This is a genomic window from Thermodesulfovibrio hydrogeniphilus (assembly GCF_054657355.1).
Genome location: NZ_BAAHYW010000001.1, coordinates 1,591,525 through 1,604,944, shown reverse-complemented (window position 1 = coordinate 1,604,944; position 13,420 = coordinate 1,591,525). Strand labels below are relative to the sequence as shown.

The 13,420-nt window shown below is 36.0% G+C and carries 13 protein-coding genes; 7 read left to right on the top strand and 6 right to left on the bottom strand.

The window, feature by feature from the left end; translation table 11 throughout:
- Window positions 1–2 precede the first annotated feature (2 nt).
- Both cas7b and ACYQ3P_RS08035 read right to left on the bottom strand, forming a co-directional pair.
- A complete protein-coding gene (gene cas7b / locus ACYQ3P_RS08040) occupies window positions 3–1,370 on the bottom strand; it encodes a type I-B CRISPR-associated protein Cas7/Csh2 (RefSeq protein ID WP_460177397.1) in 1,368 nt (455 codons plus the stop codon).
- Window positions 1,370–3,409: a TM1802 family CRISPR-associated protein gene (locus ACYQ3P_RS08035; protein WP_460177396.1), complete on the bottom strand. Its 2,040-nt coding sequence runs from the start codon at window positions 3,407–3,409 to the stop codon at window positions 1,370–1,372. The genes cas7b and ACYQ3P_RS08035 overlap by 1 nt, the downstream gene beginning before the upstream one ends.
- Window positions 3,410–3,750: 341 nt before the next feature.
- Between ACYQ3P_RS08035 and ACYQ3P_RS08030 the strand changes: the two genes are divergently transcribed.
- From ACYQ3P_RS08030 to ACYQ3P_RS08000, 7 genes are all read left to right on the top strand, one after another.
- Complete coding sequence (locus tag ACYQ3P_RS08030; protein ID WP_460177395.1) at window positions 3,751–4,857, top strand: IS4 family transposase; 1,107 nt, start codon at window positions 3,751–3,753, stop codon at window positions 4,855–4,857.
- 429 nt (window positions 4,858–5,286) lie between these two features.
- Window positions 5,287–5,535 carry a hypothetical protein gene (locus ACYQ3P_RS08025; protein ID WP_460177394.1) on the top strand — a complete coding sequence of 83 codons (249 nt, stop codon included), beginning with the start codon at window positions 5,287–5,289 and terminating at the stop codon, window positions 5,533–5,535.
- A gap of 53 nt (window positions 5,536–5,588) precedes the next feature.
- Window positions 5,589–5,864 (top strand): hypothetical protein, encoded by a 276-nt coding sequence (locus ACYQ3P_RS08020; protein WP_460177393.1) that lies wholly within the window; start codon window positions 5,589–5,591, stop codon window positions 5,862–5,864.
- 128 nt (window positions 5,865–5,992) lie between these two features.
- Window positions 5,993–7,429: a transposase gene (locus tag ACYQ3P_RS08015; RefSeq protein ID WP_460176825.1), complete on the top strand. Its 1,437-nt coding sequence runs from the start codon at window positions 5,993–5,995 to the stop codon at window positions 7,427–7,429.
- Between the two features lie 311 nt (window positions 7,430–7,740).
- The gene (locus ACYQ3P_RS08010; RefSeq protein ID WP_460177392.1) at window positions 7,741–7,914 is read left to right on the top strand and encodes an integrase core domain-containing protein; all 174 of its coding nucleotides are present in this window, start codon (window positions 7,741–7,743) and stop codon (window positions 7,912–7,914) included.
- Between the two features lie 215 nt (window positions 7,915–8,129).
- Window positions 8,130–8,435: a hypothetical protein gene (locus ACYQ3P_RS08005; RefSeq protein ID WP_460177391.1), complete on the top strand. Its 306-nt coding sequence runs from the start codon at window positions 8,130–8,132 to the stop codon at window positions 8,433–8,435.
- Window positions 8,422–8,877: a hypothetical protein gene (locus ACYQ3P_RS08000; RefSeq protein WP_460177390.1), complete on the top strand. Its 456-nt coding sequence runs from the start codon at window positions 8,422–8,424 to the stop codon at window positions 8,875–8,877. Before ACYQ3P_RS08005 ends, ACYQ3P_RS08000 begins: the two co-directional genes overlap by 14 nt.
- A gap of 130 nt (window positions 8,878–9,007) precedes the next feature.
- On the opposite strand, the gene ACYQ3P_RS07995 is transcribed toward ACYQ3P_RS08000, so the two are convergent.
- The 4 genes from ACYQ3P_RS07995 to ACYQ3P_RS07980 form a co-directional block, all read right to left on the bottom strand.
- On the bottom strand, window positions 9,008–9,145 hold the full coding sequence (locus ACYQ3P_RS07995; RefSeq protein ID WP_460177389.1) for a hypothetical protein: 138 nt from the start codon (window positions 9,143–9,145) through the stop codon (window positions 9,008–9,010).
- 180 nt (window positions 9,146–9,325) lie between these two features.
- Window positions 9,326–10,447, bottom strand: a complete 1,122-nt coding sequence (gene tgt, locus ACYQ3P_RS07990) for a tRNA guanosine(34) transglycosylase Tgt (RefSeq protein ID WP_460177388.1) — start codon at window positions 10,445–10,447, stop codon at window positions 9,326–9,328.
- Entirely contained in the window at window positions 10,444–12,363 is a 1,920-nt protein-coding gene (gene glgB, locus ACYQ3P_RS07985) for a 1,4-alpha-glucan branching protein GlgB (RefSeq protein WP_460177387.1), read from the bottom strand. The genes tgt and glgB overlap by 4 nt, the downstream gene beginning before the upstream one ends.
- 394 nt (window positions 12,364–12,757) lie before the next feature.
- Window positions 12,758–13,408, bottom strand: a complete 651-nt coding sequence (locus ACYQ3P_RS07980) for a class II aldolase/adducin family protein (RefSeq protein ID WP_460177386.1) — start codon at window positions 13,406–13,408, stop codon at window positions 12,758–12,760.
- Window positions 13,409–13,420: the final 12 nt, after the last annotated feature.

Below are 13,420 nucleotides of genomic sequence, written 5' to 3'. Positions count from 1 at the left end.
GGTTATACTCCTTTAAGTTTTTTGTAAGCCTCTTCAATAGCAGATTTTGAATCTGCAAAAGCAGGATTTTCTAAAAGTTTATTTAAATCTTCTTTAGATAAATCACTGTTGATACTTAAAATCTTTTGAGACTCACAATAAAATATTCCTTTAATTCCTTCCAATGCTTTTTTTGCTTCATCATTGAGGATTATATTATCAATGTCTACTGAGGGATCATAATCTATATCTAAAATTTCACAAACCTTCTCTTTTAAGCCATTATCAAATCCTTGTTTAAACTCCTCAAGAGAACATAATTCATTAGAGGCAAATTTAATAGTTTTTATTATCTCTTTTCTCTTATTAAGTTTTTCATAAAATTGTTTTAAATCAAGCTTAAAGTCATTTATGCTCCTGTAAGCTTCTTCATCCAAAGGTTTGCCATCTCTTTCAACAGGGATTAATTTCAATGTATTGACAAGGTCACCAAAGTGGAAAGGTTTGTTGTATTCAATGTCAATCAATAATCTTGGCACCTGATTTTTACTACGAGTGTGCCTGTCTCGGGTACCACGCCATAAAGCTTTTAAGAATAATTCATGGTCTTCATCAGTTAGACCTGTGAACTTAGCTGCATTCTCATTAGATATAGCACTTGTGGCAAAAAGTCCATACTCAATGCAATGAGTATCGCCAATAATTCCAGCCTCTTTTTCTTCTTTACTGCCCATAACACTGGTGATTTGTTTATTAGATTGAACCACACGATGTAACGATGTTCCAACTTCAATTTGTATTGGACCAGTAAGTGGCCCACCCAAAACATCTAAACTACCTTTCAATGCAAGCACACTGCCAAACATACGCAGGTCTATAAAAGCACCACATAAATATGCTCTTATAGTATCAATAATATATTTACGTACTGTCTCTGGATCTTCACCATCATTTACGATTTCTTTTATTTTTTTCTCATCCAAAAGTTTCTTCAAGGTTTCAGGGGTCGGTGTTTCGAGAAAGCTTTTGTACTCTTTTTCTTTTTTTAATCTATTGCCGACTGTTTCTTCTAAGTATTTCACGCAGGTTTTTAATTTGTTAATATCGAATAAATATCGTTCAATTCTTTCATTAAGAGTCACAGTTTCAGACTGATCTTCTCCAAGTTTTGTAACCAATATAGAATCAACACCCTTTTTTGTCCAGATATAGTCTCTTATCGACCTTTTAATGCACACATCGGTTACATCACATTTTTTTGTATATCTATCTATACGTGGTTCATTTCCATTGGGATCACCGTTTGGATTGCTTTTTCTAACCTCCCAGAGAAATAAAGTCTCATGCCTGTTTGACAAGGTAGTATTAGCCATTGTTATTTCCTCCTTCATTATTGATTAATATCTGTTTTAGATTCTTCTACTTTCTTTTTATAAATAAAATCTCTGCCTACAGCCCAGCCATGACAAAAAGATACTAAAGCTACACGGTCATTGTCACACTTGCCCCTGTCATAATAGGCTATTGCCCTTGTAAGTTCCTGAAGTCTCGGACTTGATACAATCTTTTCCTTGTTTGTTATATAATTCAGCACCTTTGGATAAATATCCTGCAAAATATCTTTGTAGGTTAAAGCCATAGTTCCAAGCCAATTGTAAGCGGCTAATCTACTGTTGTCTTTCTGCAAGTTTTCTGCATATGAGAATAAACAGCCTACAAAAAATGGTGCAAGGTATTGAGAATCCTTTAATAAAGGATGCATCTCTACAAACTTGCCTAAATCAGGCATAGCAGTAAATTCAAATTGCATATCTGGCATATCTTTTGCCCCCCTTTTATAATTACTTGCGTTTTTCAACATATGAACAAAAACCAGTAACGATAAAATATTCCCTGTGTAATTGGACAACGCATATTTGTCGTTATCATCTCTGCTGATTTTACTTGTTTTAAATGCAGATAAAAGATTTGAATAACAATCTTCTGCTATTTCATCATACGTTATATCTTCAGCATAGAAAATTGCTCTCAGGTAACGTTCTACTTCTGTTCTTCTTTTGCTCTTATTTTTTTTCTTTTTTTCCCATGAAGGATAAAATATCTGATAAAGTAAATATAAATCATCTTGAATATTCCATGAACAATTCCATGTCCTTCCTGTTAAAGACCACATATCATTTAAGTATTTATTAGCTTTTTCAATTACATTTGCTATTCGTGATAGTCTGCTTGGCAATACATCTGGGAAGATGATGTTTAATTCATCTAATCTTCTAACATTTTGAGATTTACCTGTTGTAATATAATCACCAAAGACAAATGTAACAGTGGCATATGATGGTAACTGCCCGAGTCTAAATAATAATCTTTTTTCTGCTGATTGAGTGTCTCCAGATGTGGTCCAAAGTGCCTTTAGATTTTCGTATAACCTTTCTTTATCTTTTTGATCCACAGGCATTACCTTGATAGATGGCAAAATCAGGCATTCATTACCACCTAATTTACGTGTCAATGTCTCAAGTAAATGCTGCTTAAACACATACAACAAATCTGAACAGCCCCGACAGAGTTTAAAGGCTGAAGAAGGAAAAGCATAAGATAGATGATTTTCGTTTGTTGTTTGATAAAAAGACAACTCTGCTGTGCTTTGCCACTGATCTAAAAGGGGTTTATTCCTATGACAAGAAGGGCAAATACCAACAACCTCAGAAAAACTCTTATTTTTAAACTTATCCGCACCTTTCTGAATACCTGCCCTTGTTCGTACAAATAATAAATAACGCCTGAATAATTCATATTCTCCGATTGGCTTATCATCAATTGTTAAGCCAATAAAAACTGACTCTCCTTGCTTTATTGAAGGGAACTTTCCTTGCCAACTTTCTTGCCCTTTAACCTGCAAATTTATCTTGTTTTCTTCACTTTTTATAATATCAATTATGGTTTTCAACCATTCTTTTTCCTCGATCTTATTAGTATCCCAAAATATTGGACCAGTTTCTTCAAAACCTTTATTCTTGCCACTTCCTTTTTGAATGCGACAATAGTCATTTAATATCGTCTGCAATGGAGCGATCAAATCATCAACAGAAAAATCACCTTTTTTAGAGTAAATCTTATGAGGAGTATTTCTGATCTTATCACTTTGTGCTCCACCAGAGCCTTGCCAAAATAAATGACTTGACCAATCAGATAAAGCACCTATTTCAATATAATCTTTTACCTCGCAAGTTTTGTTTATCGTATCAACATTAATAAATAATGCATATTTACACTTATCTTTCGGCTTAGCATCTGCGAGAAGGCCAATAGCATCCTTAGAAGCATTTAGGATCAATTCATCATGAAAGTCCATCCATGATTTATCAGGCGACAATAAACCAATAGAATGCAAGTATAATTCAGTGAGTTGTTTAATGTCTTTAATCATTCATCCCTCTGTGCTCATAAAACCTTAGTCGATTCCTATCCATTTTACGAAAAAATGGGGGGGCATATCAAGAACCCTGTCCCTGCCTGTGTTGCTTCTACACGAGTTTCAACATCATTTGCTTTTAACTCTTTTTCATTCATTGTTGTTAAATCTCCTTTTTAAGTTTTTTAAAATGCTCTTATTACACTCTTGTCCAAAATAAATTTTTTAAAAAGCTCCGATCTGGGTAAAATAGATAAACATTTAGCTTAAAAATTAAAGACCCAGATCGGAGGTGTATATGAATAAGTATAGCAGTATTTTCAGTCAAATTCTATCCCTTTTTCCAAGATTAGAATTTGAGAAGTCAGTCAAAGCAGACAGAAGCTGAGCGTAGAGCAAAAGGGTTTACGAGTTGGGGGCAATTTGTAGCTATGTTATTTTGTCAACTTGGGCAGGCGCATTCTCTAAGAGAGATATGTAATGGACTTGCCAGTTGCGTTGGCAAGTTAAGGCATCTTGGTATAAAAGAAGCTCCAAAGAGCTCTACCCTTGCCTATGCAAATGAACACAGACCGTGGGAACTTTTTCAAGCAGTATTTTATATGCTTCTTCAGAGATGTCAGTCTAAATTTACTGGCAAGAGGAAATTCAGATTTAAGAACAAGCTAATGAGCTTTGATGCATCTGTAATAGAGTTGTGTGCAACAGTATTTGACTGGGCAAAATTCAGAAAGACTAAAGGTGCGGTAAAGTTGCATTTACTACTTGACCACTCAGGATATTTACCTGAATATGCGCATATAACAGAAGGTAAAGTGCACGAAGTAAACATATTAAGGAGACTTCAATTTTGTTCTGGTGCCATAGTAGTAATAGACAGAGGGTGTGTTGACTATGCTTTATTTGGTAGATGGACAGAGGAGGGGGTATATTTTGTAACAAGGTTAAAGGACAACGCCTCTTATAAAGTGATAAAGAGCCTACCAGTGCCAAAGAACAGAAACATAATTCGGGATGAGATAATCAAGCTTAAGGGTTTTTATGCAGAGCAAGACTGTCCATATGAGCTACGGAGGATAGAGGTCATGGATAAGGAAACAAAAGATACAGTTGTGCTACTCACGAACCAACTGAACTTTGGTGCAACGACCATATCAGAGATATACAAAGACAGATGGCAGGGCAGATTTTTTAAGACATTGAAACAAAATCTAAGAGTAAAAACCTTTGTAGGGACATCAGCGAATGCACTTAAGATACAGATATGGACGGCATTAATAGCGATACTGATACTGAAGTATCTGAAGGAGTTATCAACATTTGGATGGTCATTAAGTAATCTGGTTGCATTGTTGAGACTAAACCTATTTACATATAGGAATTTATGGGAATGGATAAATAAACCGACAGAGACACCGCAAATTGAGCCTCAAATAGAACAGTTAAAATTTAGACTTGTTTAATTGGACAGCAAATAAAAAGAAAGGGGGGTAACCTGATTTTGAAAAAGCAAATTTTCTTGTCCAAAAGTCTTATTTTATGCGGATGTTTTTTATGAGTTTAGATTATTTTGGACAGCAATGTATTTAAATATAATAAAAATTGGTAAACCTTAGCTATCTCATCGTCAATTTCCAAAAAACGCAAAATAGCAGGATAAGTCAGAAGTTTGCTCTCATTACCTAAATATTGCGTGGATATCTTATTAAAAAGAGTTTGCTTGAGTCTTTCATCCTTGCAATAACAAAAAACGCTCTAAAACCCCATTTTATCAATTTTTAGCCTATAAAAATAGTAAAGTTCTTATAATTCAATCAGTTTTATCTTTTTTTATCCTATTTTGCAATTTAATATAAGTTCATTATTTTTGACTTTTTGTTTGTTTCTATTTGTTGTATACCAATCAAAAAAGGAGGTCACTATGTTCATCAAAGAGTCTTGGTCAACAAAAAAGGAAATACAAAACCTATGAGATAGCAGAGACTTGCAGAGACAAAGAAACTAAAAAGGTCAGCCAAAAAATAATTGCCAACATCACTCACCCATGTGAGCCTCTTATTTTCCAAATAAGGCACCTACTTAAGTCACCTGAGAAAAAGGTTGTAGTTGACAAGGATGTGTTTTTTAAGGAGACACAGTAAGTAGGTCATATACTGTAACTGTTAGGATTTATGATGAAGATAGGATTTTGGGGATGTTTAAGGCATTTTTCAAAGAAGGGGAGAGATTTGCTATGGCGGTAGCCCATAAAATAATAAGGCAGGCATATGGAGTTTTAAAAAGCGGGATACCATACAACGAAGAAATTCCAATGAATGGAAAAATACTTGACAAACTAACACGGAACATTGCGAGCCGAAGGCGTGGCAATTTCGTTTTTTTACTTTTCACTTCTTACCTTTTACTTTTTACGAATTTTCAGAGACTGCTTCGCCTCCTTCGGAGACTCGCAGTGACAAAAAATCCGTAACTCCGCAATTTTTAAGTAATAGGATTATTAGTTCAACTTTTCATGAAAATTAAACCCTTCTAAATATTAAAACTCTCATTTTTGCTTGACAAAAATATTTCCTTTATGCTATTACTTATTTAAGTAATATGAAAAACGATTTTCCTGATTGGGTATTAAAACATAAGAGAAAAAACACTCAGATTATCAAAAAAGGTAATTCCTTTTATTTGTATCAGATAACCTCTAAGTGGGACCCTCAAAAAGCAAGAGCAAAAAAGATTACCGAAAAATATCTTGGTAAAATCACTAAGGATGGTCTCATTAAGCCAAAACATGAGAGAATTCTTGACTCTATGAAGGCAATAACTGTAAAGGAGTTTGGTGCAACCTCTTATGTGTTAAGTATTGCTCAGGATATAGAGGAACTTCTGAAAGTCTATTTTCCAGATTTCTTCAAATCCTTACTTGTATTTTCACTACTTAGGCTTTTTCATTCATCAGCGATTAAAAATGTGATACACCACTTTAGGGCTTCATATCTGTCTGAAGTGTATCCTGATGCTTCATTATCTGCAAAGAGTCTCTCACAGATTATAAGGGAGGTGGGAAGGCAAAGACAAAAAGTGGTTGAATTTTTAAGGCACTTTCTGAAAGATAGACAATATCAGGTGATAGACATAACGCAGGTTTTCTCTTATTCAGACAATGTTATTAGTGCAACATTAGGATATAATGGTCATGGGGAGTATGTGCCTCAGGTAAACTTTCTGTTGGTGTTTTCTCTTAAAGAAGAAGAGCCTGGATTTTTCAGGATACTGACCGGAAACATAAGAGATGTATCTGCATTCAAGAGAACTCTACAGGAGGCAGCCATTGAGGATGCTGTGATAATATGTGATAAGGGTTTTTACTCAGAGAACAACATAAAATTTCTTGAACAGGAGAATCTAAAATTTATTATGCCTTTAAGGCGGAATAGTTCATTAATAGACTATAGTGTTGTTGGCAGTGGGAGAAGAAGGGAATTTGATGGATATTTTATATTTGAAAAGCGAGTGATATGGTGGAAGGAGAAAAGATTAGATGGCAAGAAAGTAATATTGTATTTTGACCCAAGACTTAAGGCTGAAGAGGAAAAGGACATAATAGGGCATATACAAGATGGCAGAATAGAGGAAGAGAGGTTTTATGAGATAGAGCACAGACTTGGCAGTATAGAGGTTTTAACAAATACAGATTATGATAGCAGGGAAGTGTTTGAATTGCTTAAGGGCAGGGCACAAATAGAGCAAGCGTTTGACACTTTCAAGAATTTTCTTAATGCAGACAGGACATATTTGAGGGATGACGAAAGTTTGAATGGATGGATGTTTGTAAACTTTGTATCATTAATGATGTATTACAGGATATACAATGAGTTAAGGAAGGCAAAACTTTTGAGTAGGTATTCAGTCAAGGATGTACTAATACATCTTGGAAGGATATATAAACTAAAAATGCCTCATGGATGGGAAATTTCAGAAATTCCAAAACAAGCAAGATTGATTGCTGAAAAGTTAAAGCTTGATTTACATATTACTTAAAATAGGCAGAGTTACGGAAAAATCTGAGGCTCGCAGTGACGATGTTGCGGATTGCCACGCTATTCATTGCAACAGGGGGGCTCGCGGTGACGATAATTGAAGGCTGGCAGTGACACACTACTCCGTCATTGCGAGCATCCGAAGGATGCGAAGCAATCTCTTTGAAAGGGAAAAGGCAAGATTGCTTCGCTCGCAATGACGGAGAGGGGGTATCCTCGCAATTACGGAGAGGTGTTCACCATCCACCATCCACGAATCACCATTCACCAGTTACCAATTAGAGACTGCTTCGCCCCACCGAGGGGCTCGCAGTGACAAGTGTCTATCGCTATTTTTGGGATGAATGCCTCAGTAGAAATATTTTTGAAAATGCGAAGCAGACAAGGGAAGCGATAGAAGAATATAGAAAATTCTATAATACAGAGAGACCGCATAGCAGTCTTGATGGGAAAACGCCCTACGAGGTTTATAGGAATGGTTCGTAAATATTTTGTTACAAAGTTTGGGTGCACTATTTTTGTAAGAACAAAAGTTCGTATTTATAATGTTCCAAAAAACGGAGGCATATCAAAATTTGGAGAGTATCAATAATAAATTCTGAAATCATTAGCTCAGATTGTACTATTTATTCATATTCTCCACTTCATATTGAAAATAGTAAAATAGTTGGAAGAATAAGAAAACATAGAGGAGGTAATATATGCCTCTTAGTGATGAACAAAAGGACTTTCTTAAACAATATCACAGCGATTTAGTTAAAGACCTCCATGAGTCTCAAAGAAATTTTATACAACTTGTCATCCCTATCGTATCTGCTATGGCTGTATATGGATATGGGTTAGATAAGATATTGCCTGATAGCCCAAGTGCTGCATCAGAAAAAAAATTTGATTATATTTACTCTTACATCTTTTGCGTCAATTGTACTATTTCTAATTGTATATTTTGGAGCAAACATCCTTGCATATCAACACAGGGCTTCGCAAATGGTGATGATAGAAATTGAAAAAAGAGCATTTGAATTCAATGTTAACGATAATCCCAAAATATTTCCTGAGAATTGGCTTAAAGAAAGTAAGTTTTATAATGGAGAAATAGACCCTCCTGAGATTTATAAATTTTTCAAATGGATTTCTGGTATGCTGATTGTTTCAGTGATTGTTTTATACTCTGTTTTTACAAAAGATGGTCTTAAAATGCCGGTTATTTTAACTGGTGTGGCATTTTTATTAATATTGGGTGGACTAATCTTGAGATTTCGCTGGGATTGGTTTCCAATATTAAATTGTAAATTCCTCATTAAAATAAAGGAATTGTTTAAATCTAAATCCTATTCCACTAAACTAAAGGAATTGATGCCCAACAAACTCCTACTTCTTGCAAACAAGAGGGACAACAGCAGGGACAACAACAAGGAACAACAGGAACATCAACAGGAACAAGATTAGCTTAAATTTTGAAAAACTAATGATAACCAACAAGCCCAAAAAATATAAACAACCAAACAAAATCAAGGATTAATCTGTTATTTGGGTAATTAGATTAAATTTTTTGGAGACAAATAATGAGTTACAATTTTTAGATTAGCCTACAAAATTCTCTCGCACTTTCGTAAGTTTTGAATAACTTCTCATCAACTCCTAATATTCTCAATATCTCCCTCTGTTCATCATTAAGTTTGCTCATAATCTTTATTTTCTCCCCCTTAGACATCATAGTGCCTAAAAAAATGGGAATTTAGGAATTTTTTATAATTTGATGAGGTGAGCTTTTTTGTTATCACGAGGCTTTTAAATCAAGTCAAACTGACCTCTTTTTTGGGGAAAAAGGCGATATTGCTTCTTCCTCGCTTCGCTTGGAGTAGCCCTGAAAATTGGGAATCGCAGAAATTAGGATTTAGTCAGATACAGCAAAGTTTTTCTCTAAAACTGTAAGCCATTCATGTTTGAATTGTTGAAACTTGCCTTCATTTATTGCCTCTCGCATCTTTTGGAAAAACCTGCAGTAAAAATGCAGATTGTGGATTGTATTTAGCCTCATTGAGAGTATCTCCCTGCACATGTAAAGATGCCTAAGAAATGCCCTTGAGTAGTTTTTGCATGTGTAACAGTCACATTCAGGGTCTAAAGGTGATGGGTCATCTTTGAACTCACTTCTTTTAATGCTTATTCTGCCCTGAGATGTAAAGAGTGTTCCGTTTCTTGCATTTCTTGTTGGCATCACACAGTCAAACATGTCTATGCCATGCTCAACTGCATGAATAACATCAAGCAAATCACCAACACCCATAAGATATCTTGGCTTATCCTCAGGCATAATAGGTGCTATTTCACTGACAACTTTATACATATCTTCTTTTGGCTCTCCAACGCTCAATCCACCTATTGCATATCCATCAAAGCCGATTTTCAAAAGTTCCTCAAGTGCTTTTTGCCTTAGCTGTGGGAAAACGCCACCCTGCAAGATTCCAAAAAGAGCATTTTTTTCTTTGTTTTTTTCAAAATGCTCCTTACATCTCTTTGCCCATTCAGTTGTAAGAATCAGTGATTTTTCAACATAATTCTCATCAGAAGGATAAGGAACGCATTCATCAAGAACCATAATTATGTCTGAACCAAGAGCAAGCTGTATCCCAATTGCCTTTTCAGGAGTGATAAAATGAAGTGAGCCATCTATGTGTGAACGAAACTCAACTCCTTCGGATGTTATTTTTCTTAATGATGCAAGGCTGTATATTTGAAAACCTCCGCTATCAGTGAGAATTGGTCCGTGCCAGTTTATAAATCTATGAATTCCACCCAACTTTTTGATTACATCATGTCCGGGTCTTAAATAAAGATGATATGTATTTGAGAGAATTATCTCATATCCAATCTGCTTCACTTCATCAGGAGTCATTGCCTTTACTGTTCCATTTGTGCCAACAGGCATAAATACAGGAGTATGCACAATCCCTCTTTCAGTCTCTAAAATGCCTGTACGGGCAAAACCGTCTTTTTTGAGTATTTTGAATTTCATTTTGCCTGATGCTTAAAAAACAATACTCCAAGAGGAGGTAATGTTAAAGATAAACTGTAAGGTCTATGATGCATTGGAGTCTGCTCAGCATAAACTCCGCCAAAATTGCCATGCCCACTTCCACCATACTCAACTGCATCGCTATTTAAAACCTCTTTCCAGAATCCTCCATAGGGAACGCCAATTCTATAATTGTATCTTGGAACAGGAGTAAAATTGCATACTATGAGAAAGACATCCTTTGGAGATTTGCCTTTTCTTATAAAACTGATGATGCTTTGTTCTGCATCGCCAAAATCAATCCATTCAAAGCCTTGAGGGTTAAAATCAAGCTCATGAAGGGCAGATTCATTTTTGTAAAGACTGTTTAAGTCCTTAAGCCAATTCTGCACTCCACGATGCATTGAAAAATCAAGCAAATGCCAGTCCAAGCTTTTTTCATGATTCCATTCATCCCATTGTCCGATTTCTCCGCCCATAAAAATAAGTTTTTTCCCGGGATGACCATACATGTATCCAAAAAGAAGTCTCAGATTTGCGAATTTCTGCCAGTAATCCCCGGGCATTTTATTTATTAAAGAGCCTTTCCCATAGACAACTTCATCATGAGAAAGGGGTAAAACAAAGTTTTCACTAAATGCATACCAGATGCTGAAAGTAAGCTGATTGTGATGATATTTTCTGTAAATCGGATCCCTTGAAAAATAAAAGAGAGTGTCATGCATCCATCCCATGTTCCATTTCATTCCAAATCCAAGTCCGCCCAAGTAAGCAGGTCTTGAAACCATAGGCCAAGAAGTTGACTCCTCAGCAATTGTTTGGGTATCAGGAAACTTTTCATAAACAGTCTCATTAAGCCTTCTTATAAACTCAATTGCCTCTAAGTTCTCTTTGCCTCCATATTTGTTAGGAATCCACTCACCATGTTGCCTGCCATAGTCAAGATAAAGCATTGATGCAACAGCATCTACCCTTAAACCATCTATATGATACTTATCCAGCCAGAATACCGCAGAGCTTATAAGAAAGTTTTTTACCTCATTTCTTCCGTAATTAAAAATATAGCTGTGCCAGTGCGGATGATATCCTTTCTTTGGGTCTTGATGCTCGTAAAGATATGTTCCATCAAAAAAACTAAGCCCATGTGCATCATCTGGAAAATGGGATGGTACCCAGTCAAGAATAACTCCAATACCGTGCTGATGAAGAACATCAATGAGATACATAAAGTCCTGGGGTGTGCCATATCTGCTTGTTGGTGCAAAGTATCCTGTAACCTGATATCCCCAAGAACCATAAAAAGGATGCTCCATCACAGGAAGAAACTCAACATGAGTAAATCCCATGTATTTAACATACTTTGGAAGCCATTCTGCCATCTCCCTGTATGTTAAGTGCCTATTGCCTTCTTCAGGAACTCTTCGCCAAGAGCCTAAATGAACTTCATAGATTGAAAAGGGTGCGTTCAAATTGTTTAATTTATGTCTATTTTTCATCCATTCATCATCATTCCATTTATATTCAAGCTCCCAGACAATTGATGCAGTTTGGGGTGGTGTTTCCCAGAAAAATGCATAAGGATCACCCTTTTCAAGCCTGTATCCAAATCTTGAAACAATGTAGTATTTGTATTTTGTGCTTTTGCCAACTTCAGGGATAAATCCTTCCCAAATCCCTGAGCCATCCCATCTTACTGCCAGAGGATGGGATTCTCTGTTCCATCCATTAAAATCACCCATTACATAAACAGCCTCTGCATTTGGAGCCCATACTGCAAAATAGGTTCCAGCCACCCCATCATGCTCAACTAAATGGGCACCAAGCTTTTCATAGGCAGTAAAATGGTTACCTTCTTTAAAAAGATAAATGTCAAAATCAGTGAATAACGAAAAATCATGCCTGACAATAGAGTTCATGATTTTTATGATACCATAAATTCAACCCTAAATTGAGCGATTATAGGATTTTGCTGTAAATCTTATGAGTTTGTTTGACATTCTTATGAGATTGCTTCGTCGCTAACGCTCCTCGCAATGACGATTAGGAGGGTTACTGTGAGGCATCCGTCAGGATGCCAAAGCAATCTTTTCGTAAAGTAAGTTCTGTCGCTCTATGGCACTATGACGGCTAGATTGCTTCCTACTCTCTTCGCTCGGAGTCGCAATGACGGGAAGGGGGACACCTTCGCATTGACGATTAAAAAAACCTCACATTAACGCCTACTCTTCTGTCAATGCGAGCCTGCCGTTTATTTTTTTCTGTCATTGCGAGCCTCCGAAGGAGGCGAAGCAGTCTCTAATTGGTGAATGGTTATTGGTGGTTGGTGGATAGTGAATGGTAAATTTTGGATGCCGAAGCAATCTCAGAAACTGCTTTGCCTCCTAACGATTTCTTCATCAGCGTTGTAAAAATATATATCTTACTTAGTCTTTCAAGAAGTTCGCATACAATGTAGGCTTCCCTTAAATCCTTGCCCACAGATACTGTGCCATGCTTTGAGAGAATAGCTGCTTTTCCATTACCCAATGCTTTTACAGCTTCAAGGGCAAGAGCCTCAGAACCTGCGGGAGCATATTTTGAAACTTTTACTTCTCCTCCGAATACTTCTTTCTGCTCATCAAGTATTGCTGGAAGAAGCATTTCAAGGGAAGCAAGAACACAGGCATATGTTGAATGAGTATGAATTATTGCATTTACATCTTGTCTTGCTTTGTATATCTCAATATGAAGTTTAGTTTCAGTGGAAGGTTTTTTTATGCCTTCAATTATGTTTCCATTCATATCTAAAAGAACAATTTCTGATGCTTTTAGTTTTTCATACGATTTGCCTGATGGCGTTATTAAAAATTGATTCTCGCTCACCCTTAAACTCAAGTTACCGCTAATTTCTGTTACAAGCCCCATTTGATATATTTTTTTCGCAATGCGTACAATTTTTTCTCTTTCATTTTTCAATTCCATAGTTTTATTATA

Excerpts from the sequence above, each read along its gene's own strand:
- cas7b (WP_460177397.1), bottom strand. The coding sequence starts at position 1,370 with ATGAAGGAGGAAATAACAATGGCTAATACTACCTTGTCAAACAGGCAT.
- ACYQ3P_RS08035 (WP_460177396.1), bottom strand. The coding sequence starts at position 3,409 with ATGATTAAAGACATTAAACAACTCACTGAATTATACTTGCATTCTATT.
- ACYQ3P_RS08020 (WP_460177393.1), top strand. The coding sequence starts at position 5,589 with ATGTTTAAGGCATTTTTCAAAGAAGGGGAGAGATTTGCTATGGCGGTA.
- ACYQ3P_RS08015 (WP_460176825.1), top strand. The coding sequence starts at position 5,993 with ATGAAAAACGATTTTCCTGATTGGGTATTAAAACATAAGAGAAAAAAC.
- ACYQ3P_RS08005 (WP_460177391.1), top strand. The coding sequence starts at position 8,130 with ATGCCTCTTAGTGATGAACAAAAGGACTTTCTTAAACAATATCACAGC.
- ACYQ3P_RS08000 (WP_460177390.1), top strand. The coding sequence starts at position 8,422 with ATGATAGAAATTGAAAAAAGAGCATTTGAATTCAATGTTAACGATAAT.
- ACYQ3P_RS07995 (WP_460177389.1), bottom strand. The coding sequence starts at position 9,145 with ATGATGTCTAAGGGGGAGAAAATAAAGATTATGAGCAAACTTAATGAT.
- tgt (WP_460177388.1), bottom strand. The coding sequence starts at position 10,447 with ATGAAATTCAAAATACTCAAAAAAGACGGTTTTGCCCGTACAGGCATT.
- glgB (WP_460177387.1), bottom strand. The coding sequence starts at position 12,363 with ATGAACTCTATTGTCAGGCATGATTTTTCGTTATTCACTGATTTTGAC.
- ACYQ3P_RS07980 (WP_460177386.1), bottom strand. The coding sequence starts at position 13,408 with ATGGAATTGAAAAATGAAAGAGAAAAAATTGTACGCATTGCGAAAAAA.